The following is a 16,148-nucleotide window of genomic DNA, read 5'->3' as shown; positions in this document are numbered from 1 at the left end:
CAGACATCCGCCTCTTGCTAGAGACGGTCTCGCCGAGCCGACCGCTCGACTTAAGGGACCACATGACCGCGAATGAAAGCCTTTCACCCTGTTCGGACATCTCCGGCAAGGATGCATCTTCCCCCAATACGAGGTCCCAGTAAGCCCGATCATAGTGCTCGGGGCGGGGAAGCTCGCCATTTCGGATTTCGAGTATCTTGTTAAAATAACAGCGGAAACGGTCATCCCCCGTTTCCACATACATCCGGGCAAATTTCGTCAGATCATCCGAAGTTTGCCTGAACAAAACGGAAAGCCGAAGCGCTTCGATTTGCCTGTTCTCCGCTTACTCAACTTGGATGATCTTCTGCTCCAGCTCTAAGGAAAGATAGATGACCGCCAACGCAAGTATGACAGAAAGAGTTAACTTTACGGGGAGGAAGTGCTTCAGTTTCATAATATGGAGTGGCTGGCTGGCAGATGAGTAAAGATAGATGTAATTGCCAATCAATTACTTACACCCCCATAGCTGCCCCTGCCCGGGAAAGCCGCATCGGTTCAATGGGTAGATGATACCAATTAAAAAAAGAATTGATACTTAATGGTTGTAGCGATGGCACGCCAGTGCCGTCGATTAGCACTCAGATACCACCCTCGACCTTGCTGCGCAAGTTCGCTACGGACAATCTGTTTCCAAAAAGATCAAAACTTTTGCAAAGTGGTATTACATAAAAAAGCCCGCATCCGGAACGGAAGCGGGCTTTTCGCAAAACAGAAAACAAAAACTATTAGGCACCGACCTGGAATCGGGCAAAGCGGCGGATCACCATGTTTTCACCCATCTTGGCAATGTTCGCCGTCAGAACTTCCTGAACAGTCTTGTCCGGATCCTTGACGTAGGCTTGCTCCAGCAGGCAGTTTTCACTGAGATACTTGTTGAGCTTGCCCTCGACGATCTTCTCGACGGCTTGAGCCGGCTTACCTTCTGCCTGACCTTCGGCGACTTTGCGCTCGGCCTCGATCAGGGCCGGGTCGATCTCCTCGCGGGACACGCAGACCGGGCTGGCCGCTGCGATGTGCATGGCGATGTCGCGGACGAACTTCTTGAAGTCATCCGTCTTGGCCACGAAGTCGGATTCGCAGTTGATTTCACAGAGCACGCCGACCTTACCACCGAGGTGGATATAAGTGTCGACCAGTCCTTCCGCAGCTTCGCGGCTGGCTTTTTTGGCTGCCTTGGCCACACCGCGTTTGCGGAGCAATTCGACCGCCTGATCGAAATCACCTTCGGATTCGACAAGTGCTTTTTTACAATCCATCAAGCCGGCGCCAGTGCTCTCACGGAGCTCGCCGACCATTTTCGCATTAATTTGAACGCTCATTATCTTTTAACTTTGGGTCTATAAATGATTATTTCTCTTCGGTCTTTTCAGGCGCTTCCGCGGCTTCTGCCGCAGGCTTTTCCTCTTCGTCTTCACCGTAGCCGGCAGGGAGTGTCACTTCGACATCCTCCTGTTGCTCGAAGACCTGCTCGCGAACGATCGGTCCGGCGCTCTTTTGCACCTTCTTGGCCTCGCGCTTGGAAAGTCCTTCCTGAACAGCTTCCATCACCGTTTCCACAATGATGCGGATCGACTTCACGGCGTCGTCGTTACCGGGAATCGGATAGTCGAGCACTGTCGGGTCGGAGTTGGTGTCCACCAGACCGATGACAGGAATGTTCAGACGATTGGCTTCGGCCACGGCGATTTCCTCGCTCTTGGTGTCGATGATAAATACGGCCGCCGGCAATTCTTCGATATTCAAGATACCTTCGAAATTCCGGTCCATCCGGCTCATCTGACGGCGGATGGCAGCCTCTTCCTTACCCGGAAGTTTTTCAAGGTCGCCCTCCTGATCCATCTTGAGGAACTTGCGATACTTCACGAGGGAAGTCTTGATCGTGGCAAAATTGGTCAGGCCCCCACCCATCCAGCGATTCGCGCAGAAGGGCATTTGGCAGGCAGTGGCCGCCTCGCGGACGATTTCCTGCGCCTGCTTCTTGGTGCCGATGAAGAGGACTTCCTTACCGGAAGCGACGATTTCCTCGATCTTCTCGCAAGCCTTTTCCAGGCATGCGTGCGTCTTCTCCAAGTCAATGATGGAGATGCCGTTGCGGTTATCGTAAACGTAGGGTTTGGACTTCGGATTCCAGCGGCGAAGCTGGTGGCCGAAGTGAACGCCTGCGTCGAGGAGGTCTTGTGGTGTTGTATTCATTTTATTTTTCAAAGCCCTGAGTCATGAACCCCGGGAGAAACAATGTTTCTTTTAGTTGTGGTTGATTTGTAGGTTTTATCGATGTTCAGGCCGATTTGAGCCTGTTCCTTGATCCCCTTCGGAGCAGGAAAGCGGAGAGGGATACCAGCGCAGAGAGGCAAGGCAAGCGAAAAGGTGGAAGTTTTCCCCTAAGACATTCTCGGATAACTTACAAACCATCGAGATCTTAACCCCACCTCGCGGATAACAACGTAGGGGCTCTCGCTTGCCAAGCCCGCGACAACTCCGCGGCGCTAAGAACATCCGGGACCCCACACTGTATTCGCGGGTGGCGCGAAGCACCACCCCTACAAGTCCCGGCCTACCTCACACGCGCGTGCTCTGGAACTGGCGCCAATTGGAACTCCTTGATGCTGAATCCTTTGCTGTAGCCCTCCGTCTTGTGTGAAAAGCGCAGCACGTTCTTGCCCCGTTTCAGATTGATGTGGACCGGCTCGGTGTAATCCCACATGCCCACCGTGTGCGGTAAGGGGATCTCGGCCACGTTCGCCTCACCGTTCACCGAAAGCACCAGATTTTGCTTCCAGCTGGGAGTCACCACTTTTCCAATCAGCGCGTATGACCCTGCTTCAGGGGCATTGATGGTATATTCAAAATCCGTCGCTCCACCGGTACGCTTGTAGTGCAGCTGCAAGCCACCCAATACGCTGGGGATAAAAATCACTTTCCCTTTGCTGGATTTGGGCTCGCTGGTCGCGGCCGCCGGAATGGTAATCAAGCCCTTGTCGTTCACCGTGATCTCACGGTCCGCATCGGTCACCTCGGCCGTATCGATGGCATATTCGACATCCGATACGTTGGCTTCACCCAGCTCCTCGCCGACGGCGTCGAGTGCCTGGGCATCAGCGATCAGAGCACGCTGCGTGTTCAGCGCCAACCCGTTCCAGAACTCGGGCGCTTTGCGATTGTTCAGCAGTCCATAGACTCTGGGCTCGTCAAGCAGATCCCCTACCCAGTGGGCCCGCTTAACCTGCAAATACTCGTCTCCGAGCGCTCTGGCCTGAGTGGTGGCCAGAAAGTCCTTGTCACGGTCGTAGGGCGTTTTCGTCCAGCCGGCACCCCAGCCGCCACCGAGAACGGGCACCCAGCCGTCCGGCGTCCAGCGTACGAGCGCGGCGTGCCCGCTCTGTGGACGAGCCGTGGTAGGATTACCGAAGGCACGGAGGATGAAGCGCCCGATGAAGGCCCGGCGACCGCAGATGCCGCCGTTCATTAAAATGTTTTGGAAGAACTGCAGGTCGTCCCGGTCGTATTTGTTGTCCTGCGAACCATAGCGGATGTCCGAGCGCACCAGTCCGACATAGCGCCAGCGATGGTCCGAAGTGGTGATGTGGTCCGGGCGATAGTTGCGCAGCATTTCACGCCCCCAGGCGAGAATTTCCTCCGGCTCCTCGCCATCCACAACCATCCGCATGTCCCAAACCCTCAGGTTACCAAAATGCGGGTCGAGCTCCCCGTCGAGGTAGGCCTTTTCAAAGTGCAGGTAGCGTTTCAGCGGATCCACATGCTCCGGAGCGTCCGTATCCGCCTTGGCCGCACGTAGCTTGTGCGGGGCGGCATGCTCCAGTGCGACCGCCAGGGCCAGCCGCTGAAGCGCCCCATCCGAGGCCTTGTCACTCGCGTTCTGGATACTGTTGTAAATCTCCAGCATTCGGGGGTAGTCCGGATGCTCGGCGCGGCGGGCCTTACGCGGGCCGTCGGCCACCATCAACTGTACCAGCAGTTCATCGTTATTCAGAAAAGCCTCAACCTGCGCCTCATGCGCCCGGCTCTCGGCCGCATATTCCGCCAGCGCAGCGGGAGTCGCCTCCTTCAAAACGATGTATCGGGCAAGCTTCGCATCCAGGTCATCACTCGATAAAAATGCATCCAGGCCGAGTTCTTTGGTGGTCTCGACCACATTTTGACTGGCTTGCGCGAGCGCCTCCCTGGCTGCCTGGAGCGCTCCTTGTGCTTTCGGCAAATCGTCTTTCACCGCTTCCCATTTTGCCGTGCGCTCTTTCAGCGCCTCGACGCCGGCTTCCCGGTTTTCCTCCCACTTGGCCAAATCAGCTTTTGCTTTCTCACGCTCGGCACCTGTCTTCGCGTTTTTCAGCGCCTCTTTGGCGTTGGCGATGCCCTGATCGGCCTTCTTGATCCAGTGATTCTTGGCGTGCCCGATCAGCGCCTGGGCCGTCTTGATTTCTCCCAGTACTTTCTCTGCCGCTTTAACCCCTTCTTTGGCGGCCTCTTCCTTTTCCAGCGCTTCGAAGTAATCGGATTTTCTGGAAGTGCTGACGTCGGGAATTTCTCTCATCAAATCCGACTTCAAATCATCCTTCAAGCGACTGTAGTCTATCCTGAGACTGCTTTCGTTGGCAGAAGAAATACTAAATGTGGCCAGAAAACTGGCCGCCAGGGCAATTAGAATCGTTTTCATCATAATTTAGACATGTTGGATGCACGTTAGTGAAAAATGTTTCATACTTAATGCCTCCAGACCTTCAATTGGAGATCACAGATTAAACAGCCCTTTCCTACCAGGCAACTTACCCCATAAGGGACAGGGCCCTCTTGCATATTAGCTTTGGTTTAGGTTGCGATCACGCCTAATTATGTGCAATTTTAATCATTCATTCATTTCAAAGCATGCCACGCGACCAAAACCGACAAGGTTTCGCCCTGATCGCCAGTATTGCTATCATGGCCGTGCTGGTGCTGATTGCCGTCACTCTTTATTCCCTTTCTTCGGTGGCGACCCGCAGTGCCGATGTCGCCAAGGCCCGGACCGAGGCGCAGGCCAACGCAAAAGCGGCCCTGATGTTGGCGATCGGCGAGTTGCAAGCGTCGATGGGACCGGACCAGCGCATTTCAGCCAATGCTGCGATCCTCGACACAAATAGCGAAACAAATGACATGGATGGCGTCAATCATCCGCACTGGCTCGGGGTCTGGGATTCTTGGATTGCCGGCGATCTGGCCGACGCACCGGTCAATTCCAACTACCCAAGTCCTGAGAGCGCCCACCAGACCATCGGCAGTCCGACCGATGCTGCGCTGCAGGCTGGCATGAACCCGGATTATAGCCGAAAAGAAGACCACTTCCGCGAATGGCTGGTCTCGCTTAATACCACCGCCCGGAAAAATTTCACCTCGGCCAGTATACTTCCTCTCAGCGGGGACGCTAAGCCCGGCAGCACTTCAACCGCCGTGCGCTTGGTCGGAAATGGGTCGCTTGGCCCGAATGCCACAAATCAAGACTACGTCAGCGCAAGTTTGATCGACGTCGAAGCTATCGGCCAGGCAAATTCCGGGCGCTATGCTTGGTGGATCGGCGATGAGAGCCAAAAGGCCACGGTTCTGGCGGATTCTTACGGCCCTGCAAGCGGGATGACCGAGGCGGAATTGATCCACCGCTCGCATGCTCCCGACACGATGGGGAATCAGCAAATCCCCGGCTTTCAGACGATTACGGACTTAAACGAATTGGACAAGGTCACGACAGGAAAGACACTCGATTTGGTTGATCGAAGCCCGCAACCCGGAGCCAACGACCCTACCCTGTCACAGCTCAATTTCCACACCGCCACCCTCAACAATTTCGGGGTTCTCGCCGATGTTCGTGAAGGCGGCCTGAAACGGGATTTGAATACCCTGTTGGAGCGCCAAATTGATCTAAACGATGACGGCAACGAATTCATGCTCTACGATTTCAACCGTGAGGGTGAAACCGTACTTGAAGAACGCGTGCCCCTTCAGGACTTATCCGCTTATTATCAACTTTATCGGGATAATGAAGATTTTAGTACCGGAGATCGGGGTGGCATCAAATACACATCCTCCCAGCTCAACGGTAATATCCAGACGGAGGTGCCGGATTATGGGAGTTCGGATCAAGCATATTTGAGAGAATTCACCGCCCTTTACCGCAACCCCGTGCCCGTAAAAGTCCAGTTTGTTTTGGGCGTTGGCGCCAGCTTGATTACCGATCCAGAACGAGCTTATGCGAATGATTGGCTGGGCGATGGTAGAGAATTAAGGGAAGAAGACATTTACAAGCTATCCCTTGGCGTGAAACCGGTAATTTCCCTCTGGAATCCCAACAATGTCCCATTGGTCATGGACACCGACGCGGCACAGAGAATGCAAGTCGGCTTCCCCCCGTTCTATATTCAGTGGAAAAAATACAGAGCCAGCGGGGGAGAGCATATAACTAAAAACACTAACCTGAATTACGCAATTACCAACGAATCCACTCACAGTGATGCTCGGGCGCGCGCACTCGACCCGTTCATCATTAAAGTTAGATTTGCGCGTACCGAACCGATTGTCTTTGAGCCGGGAGAAATCAAAACCTTTACTGTCGATATTCCGACCGGGAACTGGCTGGAAAATGATGGTGAAGCGACGTATGGCGACAACCCAACCTATGATGCCCAGGAATTTTTTCCGGATGGCTTTTACATTACGGCAAAGACCGCCCCCCCGGACGGGAGCGTCGACGTCGTAAAGCTCGAAGGAAGTGATAATTACTTAGGCTTTCGAATGGTGTTTGCCGAAGGTGATAAGATTACTGTCGCTGCCTATCCGGAAGACCCAAACCCTGATCACAACAGAGATTTTTCCGGCTTGGTGGCACGGGCCAATGAAGTGCATGGAGGTGGGCTTCAGTTCTATCTAAAAAATGATGACGCCGATAATCGCCACAGGAATTACCAATTCCTTAGTCGATTCGGCCAAGACGGAAATGGAGCTCTGGAACAAACAACGAATGTTTTCAATTCGAATATGATCCTCTCAGGTTTCCCCGGAGGCGCAGCCATTCCTTTTGAATCCGTAACAAATGCGACACCTGGAACAGACATAGCGAGCTTCACAGCTGCTCAAGCAGCTAAAGGCTTACTGGTGTTCACCATGATGCCGGGCTGTGAATTAAATAACAGTCAGACTGGAGGTTTCAGCGCCGGTCGTCGAATCACCACACGCCCTTTCCTGCATGGGAGCATACTCAGCGCTCCACGCATCGCGGACAACAGCCCGGCAGGACTCTATGAGTACGGCTGGGAATGGCAGGTGGAGAAAATAAACGATACAGAGGAGGTCCTTCAGAGCGACGGCAACAGCCGGGGCTACTACGGCGGAAGTTACAATTTCGGCTTTGGCACCACCCACGTTGTGCAACAATACCTCCCTGTGTTACCCCCCATCTCCATCGCCTCCCTCAGCAGTGCGCATCTTGGCGGCTACAGTTTGGCTAACAATGCCGTGGTTGAGAGCAGCATCGACAATGCACCCGATATTAGTGATTTCCGTGTAACCACTGCGACCGGACAAGGTGGCCTCGCCCCACACACCCAGCAGGCTACCGGCAATTCCTACGCCCACCCCAATATTCAGGCGAATGAGGCATTCACGACTTACACGCGTGAGATGAATACGGACGTGCCGTTAAGCGACCAGATCATCACCTATGTGGACCACTCCTACTTGGCCAACAAAGCTCTTTGGGATGATTATTTTTTCTCCTCTATCACTCCCCAATTCACCGACGTTCAGCTGCAGGACGCATCCGCAAACAAGTCTGCCTTTGATGTCGCAGAGGACTTTCTCTTCAACGCAGAACAATTACCGAACCGGCGTATCACTCCATATATTGAGAATCTTGACGGCGGCCAATTTACAAATCTGGCCAGCCAGTATGAAGACTTTACGGACGGTTTCGCCGACAAAATTGCTTCCCATCTATTGGTGAACGGTCCTTTCAACGTAAACTCAACATCTGAAGATGCGTGGCAAATCTTACTCACCAGCCTTCGCGATAAATCCATCGCTTATTTGAACGAAACCACCGGCAATCCATCAACAGATTCGGTGAATGGGGAAACTCCGGTTGGACCTGGAATGCTTCCGAACCGACAGATACAAGCCAGTGGCAGCATCACCAGCGACCCGGCTGTGCCGCTCGACCAGTGGCGGAGTTGGCGCAGTCTTTCCGACAGCGAAATTTCTCAACTCGCCTCGGCACTCGTCCGACAAGTCAAGGAACGCGGTCCCTTTCTTTCGCTTTCCGAATTCATTAACCGTCGCCTGGACACCTCCAATAGAGACCTCTCCGTCAAAGGTGCCATGCAAGCAGCCATAGATGATAACAGCGTTTCCATTAATGCCACATTCCGGTCTCCGGAGCGCAGTTTGGACGCAGAAGCCGACGATTTAGAGGCGGATGGTTTTATACCGCAATTCCCCGAAGCTCTGGACGGCCCTATTGCTTACGGTAGCACACCTTACATTGATCAGGCAGACATCCTTCGCCATCTGGGCTCAGTGCTGACACCGCGCGGGGATACCTTCGTCATCCGCACCTATGGCGACAAACTGAATGCCCGTGGCGAGGTCGTCGCGCGCGTCTGGTGTGAAGCGGTGGTACAGCGAACGCCTGATTACATAGATCTCAGCAGCGACGAGAATCACGTCGGTCAGGAAAGGCTGACTTCCGAGACGAACCGGAAATTCGGTCGAAAATTCAACATCGTAAGCTTCCGTTGGCTGGACGAAGACGAAGTTTAGTGAAGACTCGCAGCGATATTCGATCACCCTACTTGTTAAATTTATGATCTCTATAAACCGATTTCTGAAACTTTTATGTGCCCTTTGCCTCTGTATTTGCGCTCAGGCGCAAACCGGAAAGGTCGATCTGCATTTTCTTTCTTTCCCCAAAGCCACCGATCCGGAACCGCTTGAGTTACTTATCGGTGAGAATGAGACCATCGAAGTCCAACTTCCGACCAATCACATCTCACAAGCTTACAGCGTCCCGGCACTCCCTAATTGGACTCTGGGTAAATCCTCGGCCCCGGATGCAAGGGCATTTTCTTTTAATTCTTACGGAAATACTCCCTCGATCCGCTCTCCAAAACAGCTGGTACTGGTGACACGATCGGGCAGTAAAAACTCCAACGACATACAATTGACGACCCTTGATTTCAGCACGGATGCTTTTGGCGGCGGTCAATACTTATTCATAAATGCGACCGAGGTCGACATTGCGGGCATTATCGGAGAGCAAAAATTTGCCCTCAAGCCCGGCAAGAGTACTCTGGTAACCCCTGAAGCGACCAAAACCAGAGGTGACTTGGGCTACTCCTATGCCCGATTTTTCTTCCGGAATAAGGATAAGGCGAAAGGATTCTTCTCCGCCACCTGGCGCTTGAACGAAAAGGCACAGAGCATGGTCTTCTTCTACCATGATCCCGGGACAGAACAAATTAGACTTCATATCATTAGAAGCTTCCTCTCAGGCGCCTAGCGGCAAGAGGGCGATAGCCCCGATAAAACCTGCTTTCGGGGCCAACCAAGCAGCAGGATGCGTTAAAAGCCTGTAAAACACTATGCCGATTTGAAGCATAGTTGTATGCCGACTTATTTTGCTGGATAGGATTGCTTCAAAGTCCTGTTTAGTGTTATCTATACAAGATTAGATATCTATTATGAACGCATCACGCTCTAAATCTCGCTTAGAGAATTCCCAAACATCCGGCTTCGCCCTAATCGCCAGCATTACGATTATGGCGGTCCTGGTGTTGGTTGGGGTTACCCTTTACTCTCTGTCCTCCGTAGCCACAAAAAGCGCGGACATCGCTGCGGCCCGCACTGAGGCCCAAGCCAACGCCAAGACCGCGCTGATGATGGCGATTGGCGACCTGCAAAAGCACACTGGCCCAGATACCCGTATCACGGCCCCGGCAGACATCTACATCAGTAGCAATGATATACCGAACACACCTAAGCTGGTTGGCGCCTGGAGGAGTTGGGAGGGCCTTAACCACGACCCAAGCACAGGTAGGCCGATCGCACCGGACTACACATTGAAAGTTCAAAATAGCGCCACAGGGAATGGACGGTTTATCTCTTGGTTAATTTCGAGCGCGACAGAAGGACAAAATGTAGACTCCCCGGAGACCCTCGCCTACACTACACCGACCAAAGTAAATAATGCTGACACTGTCCCCCTGCTCACAGCTGGAGACTTAAACGTAGACGACGATGGATCACTACCTGACAGCGATAACAACAATAACCCGCGTGAAATCCATGTTTTGCCGAATGAAACTGAAGATGGAGGTGGATATGCCTGGTGGGTCAGCCCGGAAAACCAAAAAGCCAGGCTCAAACAGTCCTACGAACCACGCACTCAGGATGAGGCAGGCTGGTCCGATCTGGCCAAGTCACATAGTGTACCCGACCCGTCCGTTTTTGGGCTGAGTGATGAGATTTTGGACGACCCCGAAGCCTACGACTTGGACGGAAATAGTAGCAGAATTGCCCGTAAAGCTCTCAACTTAAGCAGCGTAGACTTACTTAAAGACGATAATGCGGCCCAACCGCATTTGGGCTTTCACGATTTCTCTGTAACCGCTACCGGACTTCTGACGAACACGGCGACAGGCGGCTGGCGAAAAGATATGTCCATTCTTACCGAAAAATGGGACGACATCTACTCCAATTACGCTGACGCAGAACTACCTTTATTCCGCTATTCTCCGGCTCCAGGAGATACTTCAGCTGTACCTAAACCAACTGAAAGTAACTATGACCCAGATCAGTCAGTTTTGTATCCATGGAGCGACTACACGCAAATCGGGGCAAACAAAATTCCTTCGACGTATCATACTGCCTCCGCTTCGTGGCAATCATTGGTCAACTTTGCGACCTATTATAAAAAGATCACGTACGATTCCGGCTCAAAAATAGGGAAAGCACCCTTTGGTTGGAGACCCCTCATCAACGGAAATAATGGTACCGGCGGCGTAGACGAGGAGGATTTTTATCAACATTACCATGAGCAAGATATCAACCCCGTAGTGGCAAGGGTTCAAGTTATTGTTCAGGCCAATACCATTCCTGACCCTAATCCGAATGAAGAAGAACCGAGAAAAAATTTTCGAATTAATCTGAACGCGATTCCCTACGTTACGCTTTGGAACCCGTACAACGTAGAAATTAACAAGAGCGAACCATACGTACAGGATCGGTGGGCTGAGAGTAAGAATGCAGACATCGGCGTCAGCACTCAGAGATCATTACCGATCACAATGGGGATCATAAATGGAACCGTCCCGCCGCCAGGTGAATTCTCTGGTACTTACAAGCTGTTCAACGGTGGCAATCAGGGAACTATTGACGGTGTGACCGAAAGCTATGACTACAATATACAAGAAAATATCGACTTGGGATACGGCACGGGAAGTGGCTTTGGCACTCGGTCTCAATATTATGGAATACGAGCGGTAACAGCTTGGCTACCGCTTGAGTTCAATTTGAAGCCGGGCGAAGTGAAAATTTACTCGCCTGCTTTCGGTCGAGACGGCGCATGGAGTGGAGGCGTTCGCCTGAAAGAAGGGTTGAATGCTGGTGATGATGCAGGTTTAACCGTGCACCCTCCTAACCTTATAGATCCAGAGGATAACAACACTTGGAAACACCTGCACAAAGTACAGGGCCGCCCCCGCCAAGAGCTCCATTCAACTGACCTTGTGAGATTTTCTCTCAAAACAGATCGATTTACAAAACCCTACAGTAATCAGGTCTTGTCTACGCCTGGTGCAGGAGCTTATTTTCAGGTCGGAACCCCCTTTTACCCTAGAAGCCTATCTGACATAAATAACGGAGAGGTCGCCAAAGGAGCAACTCTCGTACGAACCAATATGGTAGCAAACCCTGACTGGGATTGGGCGAGAAAGTATTGGCCATCTGATGAACTTCAAGAGGTTTCATACTATGTGAATGAGCTGGAAGATGATGGGGATAACCCACCTTGGACTAACATATTCTCAATTTCGTTCGGCCCACGTTTGACGATTGGCGCGGGCTACGGCAACACTCAAGGTCGCCCTACGAAAGGCGTTCTACAAAGCAGCCCATTTGCTGAGAACACTTTTTCAACTCCTGAAGAGGAAACCCCTTTTCACCCCGGAAATACTGCTTACGACCTTTCCTACAGCTCGATGGCGAAAGACAGCCCCCTGTCACCCGAGGTGGGAACGAAAGGCTACATCATTTCAGGCTTTCAATCCGGAGAAGGCTTATCTCGGCTCGTCATGGCTGAGATTCCCCTGAAGCCCATGGCTTCTCTGGTCGAATTACAAAGCTGGAACGTACGTGGAAAAAATCCCCTTCCACCATTCCAATACAATTTGATCGGGAATAGCGATGCGACTCCTCTAATCCAACAAAACAGTGTTCTTCCCAGTGATCCGTATTTAACTAACGTGGCGACCAATCTACAGCACGATGATGCCTACTGCGCCAACCATTTACTTTTTGACGACTGGGTATTCTCGTCAATCGCACCACTACCAACCAATTTCGGCAGCGATATTTCCAAAGACATCGAAACGGTCTACGAAGAGTTTCTTGAAGGAGATTTTCAACTGACCAACCGCGCCTATCAGCCTATTCCTGAAGACCGCGATTTGTCCGCAGAAGATGCCTCCGCGTTGGCAGACTCTATCATCAACAGCCCTGATGGCGATGGTTGGCAGAAGATAGCCTCGAGGCTCGTCGTCGATGGCATGTTTAATGTCAACTCCACTTCAATCGAAGCATGGCGTGCCTTGCTCGGCCATGCACGGGAGCAGGAGGTGGCCCACCATACTGAAAATGGAATGACTCTTGATTCGACAAAGCGAGATCATGTCGTTTCCCGTCACACGGTGGCAGCCGACGTCGAAGCCGGTAATAATCTGGGAATGGGGGCCGAATTTCCATACGGTTCCGAATATTCCGGCTTCCGAACACTTAGCGACGATCAGTTGTATGAACTTGCCAGACTTATCGTTGAGCAAATCAGGGTGCGAGGTCCCTTCCTGTCTTTGTCCGAATTCATTAATCGCCAATTATCCACAACCACCTTGGACTTACCACTGGCCGGAAATGAAGTAAATCTGGCGCTGGCAGGGGCTCTACAAACCGCCCTCGACAGACTAAGTGATGATCCATTATCCGCATTGAAAAACGAAGGCGTTAATGACCAACTTTCAAGCGAAACGATGGATCCCTCAGATTCAAAATTGGAAGACGTCGGCTACGCCTTCGAACAAGCAGCCGAAGGGTTCAGCACCCACGGGCTCCCCGGCTGGATCCGGCAAGCAGACATTTTGCGTCCGCTCGCTCCGGTTCTCTCGGCACGTGACGACACCTTCACCATCCGCGCCTACGGCGATAAACGCGATGCCGCAGGAAATGTCATTGCCCGCGCCTGGTGTGAAGCCACCGTGCAGCGCAGCCGGGAATATGTCGATCCGGTCGACGAAGCTGATTTTATCGACACACCTACAAGCGAAAAAAATCGACTGTTTGGTCGAAAATATACCATAAAGTCATTCCGCTGGCTGGATGAGGATGAAGTTTAGTCCGCAACCCTGCCAGCTAGCACATGACAGATACATGAAACTCTTATTGATACCCTTACTCTTGTTTACCTATCTGCCGCTCAGCGCGCAGCAGGCTAATGGTGAAGTCAAACGCAGCTGCCGTATTCTTTTCCTGAACAAGCCAGCGGATGCACCTAAAGAGGCTTATCTCTATGACGGAAAGACCTCACACAAGGTGTTACTGCCGAGCAGGAACTTTTCTCAAATCGTCGAATTACCCAGCGGTCCCTTGCCTGACGGCAAGTTGACCATCGGGCTGAGTCCAACGGAGGTAAACGAGCCAGAGGACTTTCCCAGTGGTGCACCCAGTGTTACACTCCCTGATACTACGACTGATGTTTACCTTCTTTTAGCCTACAATCCAAGCAATCAAGTGTTACCCGTCGCAATTCGGCCGATCAATATTGATGACAGTAAGCTCAAACCGGGCGAAACTCTCTGGATCAATCTAACCAATCACAAGGTGGCGGCCAAACTCGGAGAAGCGCAATTTTTCATCCCACCGATGAAGCAGACTGTTGGTCCACCACCACTAAAGGAAAGCGGTTATTATAAGGCTCAATTCATTTACCAGCGGGAAGGCAAAGGTGACTTCCTGCCTATCATGCGAAAGTCATGGTGGTTTGATGCTACGAGTAAAAACCTGGGCTTCGTTGTTGGTTCGGGAGGCAGGCTGCCTAAGATATTTACACTCCGCGATCGCCGTAGCCAGGTTACAAATGGTGCCTCAAATTAAGATGAGATCTAACGACAATGCGGCACAACGCTGTTATCACGCATGAAATACTCATATTTGCCCCTACTCCTTCTCACTCTCTGTTCGGTCTGCGCTGAGGAGTCGCAGTCAATTGACAATCGCACCTGTCGTTTACTTTTCATGGGTAAGGCAACGGCAGCAATAAAAGAGGCTTATTTGTTTGATGGCTCGACTTCACAAGCGGTCTTGTTGCCAAGCAGAAACTTTTCGGACGTGGTCGAGCTACCCGCAGGCGAGTTAACTATTGGTATTTTACCGGAGGCACGTAGCCAAGGTGAAGGCTTTCCCAAAGGAACCTCCACAATAAAGCTAGCTGCTGAAATAACGGATTTTTTGCTGCTCGTAGATCGCGACCCCGATGTTTCTGACACACATCTAAAACTTACCTTGATAGACATTAGTAATGATAGGTTAAAAGCTGGAGAAACGCTTTGGATCAACTATACACCGCATCCCGTCACTGCGAATTTGGGAAAAGACAAATTGAGCATACCGCCCATGCGACGTGCCATACACAGACCATCACTTGAGAAGAGTGCCTATTATAAAGCTGAATTTACTTATCAGCCAACTTCAGACGGCGACTTCCAGCCTATTATGAGAAAGTCGTGGTGGTTTGACGCAACCAGCAGGAATCTGGGCTTTATCGTCGAGACCAATGCCCGACTGCCCAAGATTTATTCAATCCGCGATCATAGGGATTGAGTTCTTAGAAGCTCGAAACTCCTAAAAATCAATTAGTTACCCGGCTTCGTTTCCCGAACTTGCCCTCCTGCAGTGAATGGGCAAAGAGAAGCTAAGGGATTGTATGTTCCTCTGATTTATTCAGCTTAGACGACATGAGTCGACTTCTCGGTTTGCCCGTCTTATTATTATTCGTTTTCGTCCCATTAGTAGCAGGGGCCAGGTCTGACGGGGGCAAAAACGGGCCATTTCGTAAATTCATAAGCGCTAAGGGCTCGGTCGAGATTCTCGTCAGAGAAAGGGGTTGACGACGCGCACGCCGTCGTAGTCCTGCCCATGGTTTAAATCTTCGCTCAAAAGAACCTCGCACTCGCAGCTGCGGGCGGCTTCGAGAATGGCGGCATCCCAATAAGAAAGCTGCCAACGCTCCTTGGCGGAAAAAGCACGCTCGACAAGTGCCACATCCAGACCCAGAACCGGGTAACGCTTCCACGAACGAATCAAGGCGCAAGCGTCCGCGTGAGAAAGCGGATCGGGACGGGACGGTCTTGTCGATTGGACGTAGAACTCCTGCAAGACTTGGACAGAAAGACTAAGATCGCGCTGAGACAGGATCTCCGCTGCCACGATTTGCTTGTGGCTTTCCAGAGGATCCGAGCTGATCCGATACAGGAGAATATTGGTATCAACGAAGCGCATCACGGTCGTGCAAACTCTCACGGTCCAAGCGATTCGAAGCAGAAAATTTCGCCCCCTTCATGCCTTGAAGGGTCTTTTCCTCCAGTTCCATGAGTCGCTCGAACTCGGTCTTCTCCTGCGAGACTTCTTCAAGTAATTTCCGAACGATCGCCGAAACCGAGGTTTTTTGCTCGGCGGCCCGAATCCGCGCCCTGTGATAAACCTCTTCATCTACAGAAACTGTGATATTTTTCATTAGCACAGAAAACTATTTTTTCAGTTCGGGGTCAAGTTTTATGAGTTAGAGGTGTCCACGCAAACAG

Annotated in this window: 10 protein-coding genes; 5 read left to right on the top strand and 5 right to left on the bottom strand. The window is 51.9% G+C overall.

The window, feature by feature from the left end; all coding sequences use genetic code 11:
* Nucleotides 1–767 precede the first annotated feature (767 nt).
* The 3 genes from tsf to DDZ13_RS11365 form a co-directional block, all read right to left on the bottom strand.
* The gene (gene tsf / locus DDZ13_RS11375) at nt 768–1,361 is read right to left on the bottom strand and encodes a translation elongation factor Ts (RefSeq protein WP_110131575.1); all 594 of its coding nucleotides are present in this window, start codon (nt 1,359–1,361) and stop codon (nt 768–770) included.
* A 28-nt stretch (nt 1,362–1,389) separates the two neighbouring features.
* Nucleotides 1,390–2,235, bottom strand: coding sequence for a 30S ribosomal protein S2 (gene rpsB, locus DDZ13_RS11370; RefSeq protein ID WP_110131574.1), 846 nt, complete (start codon nt 2,233–2,235; stop codon nt 1,390–1,392).
* Between the two features lie 361 nt (nt 2,236–2,596).
* Nucleotides 2,597–4,714 carry a hypothetical protein gene (locus DDZ13_RS11365; RefSeq protein WP_110131573.1) on the bottom strand — a complete coding sequence of 706 codons (2,118 nt, stop codon included), beginning with the start codon at nt 4,712–4,714 and terminating at the stop codon, nt 2,597–2,599.
* A 209-nt stretch (nt 4,715–4,923) separates the two neighbouring features.
* On the opposite strand from DDZ13_RS11365, the gene DDZ13_RS11360 reads away from it, so the two are divergent.
* From DDZ13_RS11360 to DDZ13_RS11340, 5 genes are all read left to right on the top strand, one after another.
* Nucleotides 4,924–8,841 carry a pilus assembly FimT family protein gene (locus tag DDZ13_RS11360; protein ID WP_110131572.1) on the top strand — a complete coding sequence of 1,306 codons (3,918 nt, stop codon included), beginning with the start codon at nt 4,924–4,926 and terminating at the stop codon, nt 8,839–8,841.
* Nucleotides 8,842–8,884: 43 nt separating this feature from the next.
* A complete protein-coding gene (locus DDZ13_RS11355) occupies nt 8,885–9,580 on the top strand; it encodes a hypothetical protein (RefSeq protein ID WP_110131571.1) in 696 nt (231 codons plus the stop codon).
* Nucleotides 9,581–9,761: 181 nt separating this feature from the next.
* The gene (locus DDZ13_RS11350) at nt 9,762–13,685 is read left to right on the top strand and encodes a hypothetical protein (protein WP_146209353.1); all 3,924 of its coding nucleotides are present in this window, start codon (nt 9,762–9,764) and stop codon (nt 13,683–13,685) included.
* Between the two features lie 61 nt (nt 13,686–13,746).
* The gene (locus tag DDZ13_RS11345; RefSeq protein WP_146209352.1) at nt 13,747–14,442 is read left to right on the top strand and encodes a hypothetical protein; all 696 of its coding nucleotides are present in this window, start codon (nt 13,747–13,749) and stop codon (nt 14,440–14,442) included.
* 141 nt (nt 14,443–14,583) lie between these two features.
* Nucleotides 14,584–15,168, top strand: a complete 585-nt coding sequence (locus DDZ13_RS11340) for a hypothetical protein (RefSeq protein WP_110131568.1) — start codon at nt 14,584–14,586, stop codon at nt 15,166–15,168.
* A gap of 270 nt (nt 15,169–15,438) precedes the next feature.
* Here DDZ13_RS11340 and DDZ13_RS11335 read toward each other — a convergent pair whose 3' ends face one another.
* Together DDZ13_RS11335 and DDZ13_RS11330 are read right to left on the bottom strand one after the other, a co-directional pair.
* Nucleotides 15,439–15,846: a PIN domain-containing protein gene (locus tag DDZ13_RS11335; RefSeq protein WP_199221111.1), complete on the bottom strand. Its 408-nt coding sequence runs from the start codon at nt 15,844–15,846 to the stop codon at nt 15,439–15,441.
* A complete protein-coding gene (locus tag DDZ13_RS11330) occupies nt 15,833–16,081 on the bottom strand; it encodes a DUF6364 family protein (protein ID WP_110131566.1) in 249 nt (82 codons plus the stop codon). Before DDZ13_RS11330 ends, DDZ13_RS11335 begins: the two co-directional genes overlap by 14 nt.
* Between the last annotated feature and the right edge of the window lie 67 nt (nt 16,082–16,148).

Source organism: Coraliomargarita sinensis (assembly GCF_003185655.1).
Lineage (GTDB): Bacteria > Verrucomicrobiota > Verrucomicrobiia > Opitutales > Coraliomargaritaceae > Coraliomargarita_B > Coraliomargarita_B sinensis.
This window is presented reverse-complemented; position numbering and strand designations above follow the sequence as displayed.

Excerpts from the sequence above, each read along its gene's own strand:
- DDZ13_RS11340 (WP_110131568.1), top strand. The coding sequence starts at position 14,584 with ATGGGTAAGGCAACGGCAGCAATAAAAGAGGCTTATTTGTTTGATGGC.
- DDZ13_RS11365 (WP_110131573.1), bottom strand. The coding sequence starts at position 4,714 with ATGAAAACGATTCTAATTGCCCTGGCGGCCAGTTTTCTGGCCACATTT.
- DDZ13_RS11355 (WP_110131571.1), top strand. The coding sequence starts at position 8,885 with ATGATCTCTATAAACCGATTTCTGAAACTTTTATGTGCCCTTTGCCTC.
- rpsB (WP_110131574.1), bottom strand. The coding sequence starts at position 2,235 with ATGAATACAACACCACAAGACCTCCTCGACGCAGGCGTTCACTTCGGC.
- tsf (WP_110131575.1), bottom strand. The coding sequence starts at position 1,361 with ATGAGCGTTCAAATTAATGCGAAAATGGTCGGCGAGCTCCGTGAGAGC.
- DDZ13_RS11330 (WP_110131566.1), bottom strand. The coding sequence starts at position 16,081 with ATGAAAAATATCACAGTTTCTGTAGATGAAGAGGTTTATCACAGGGCG.
- DDZ13_RS11350 (WP_146209353.1), top strand. The coding sequence starts at position 9,762 with ATGAACGCATCACGCTCTAAATCTCGCTTAGAGAATTCCCAAACATCC.
- DDZ13_RS11360 (WP_110131572.1), top strand. The coding sequence starts at position 4,924 with ATGCCACGCGACCAAAACCGACAAGGTTTCGCCCTGATCGCCAGTATT.
- DDZ13_RS11335 (WP_199221111.1), bottom strand. The coding sequence starts at position 15,846 with ATGCGCTTCGTTGATACCAATATTCTCCTGTATCGGATCAGCTCGGAT.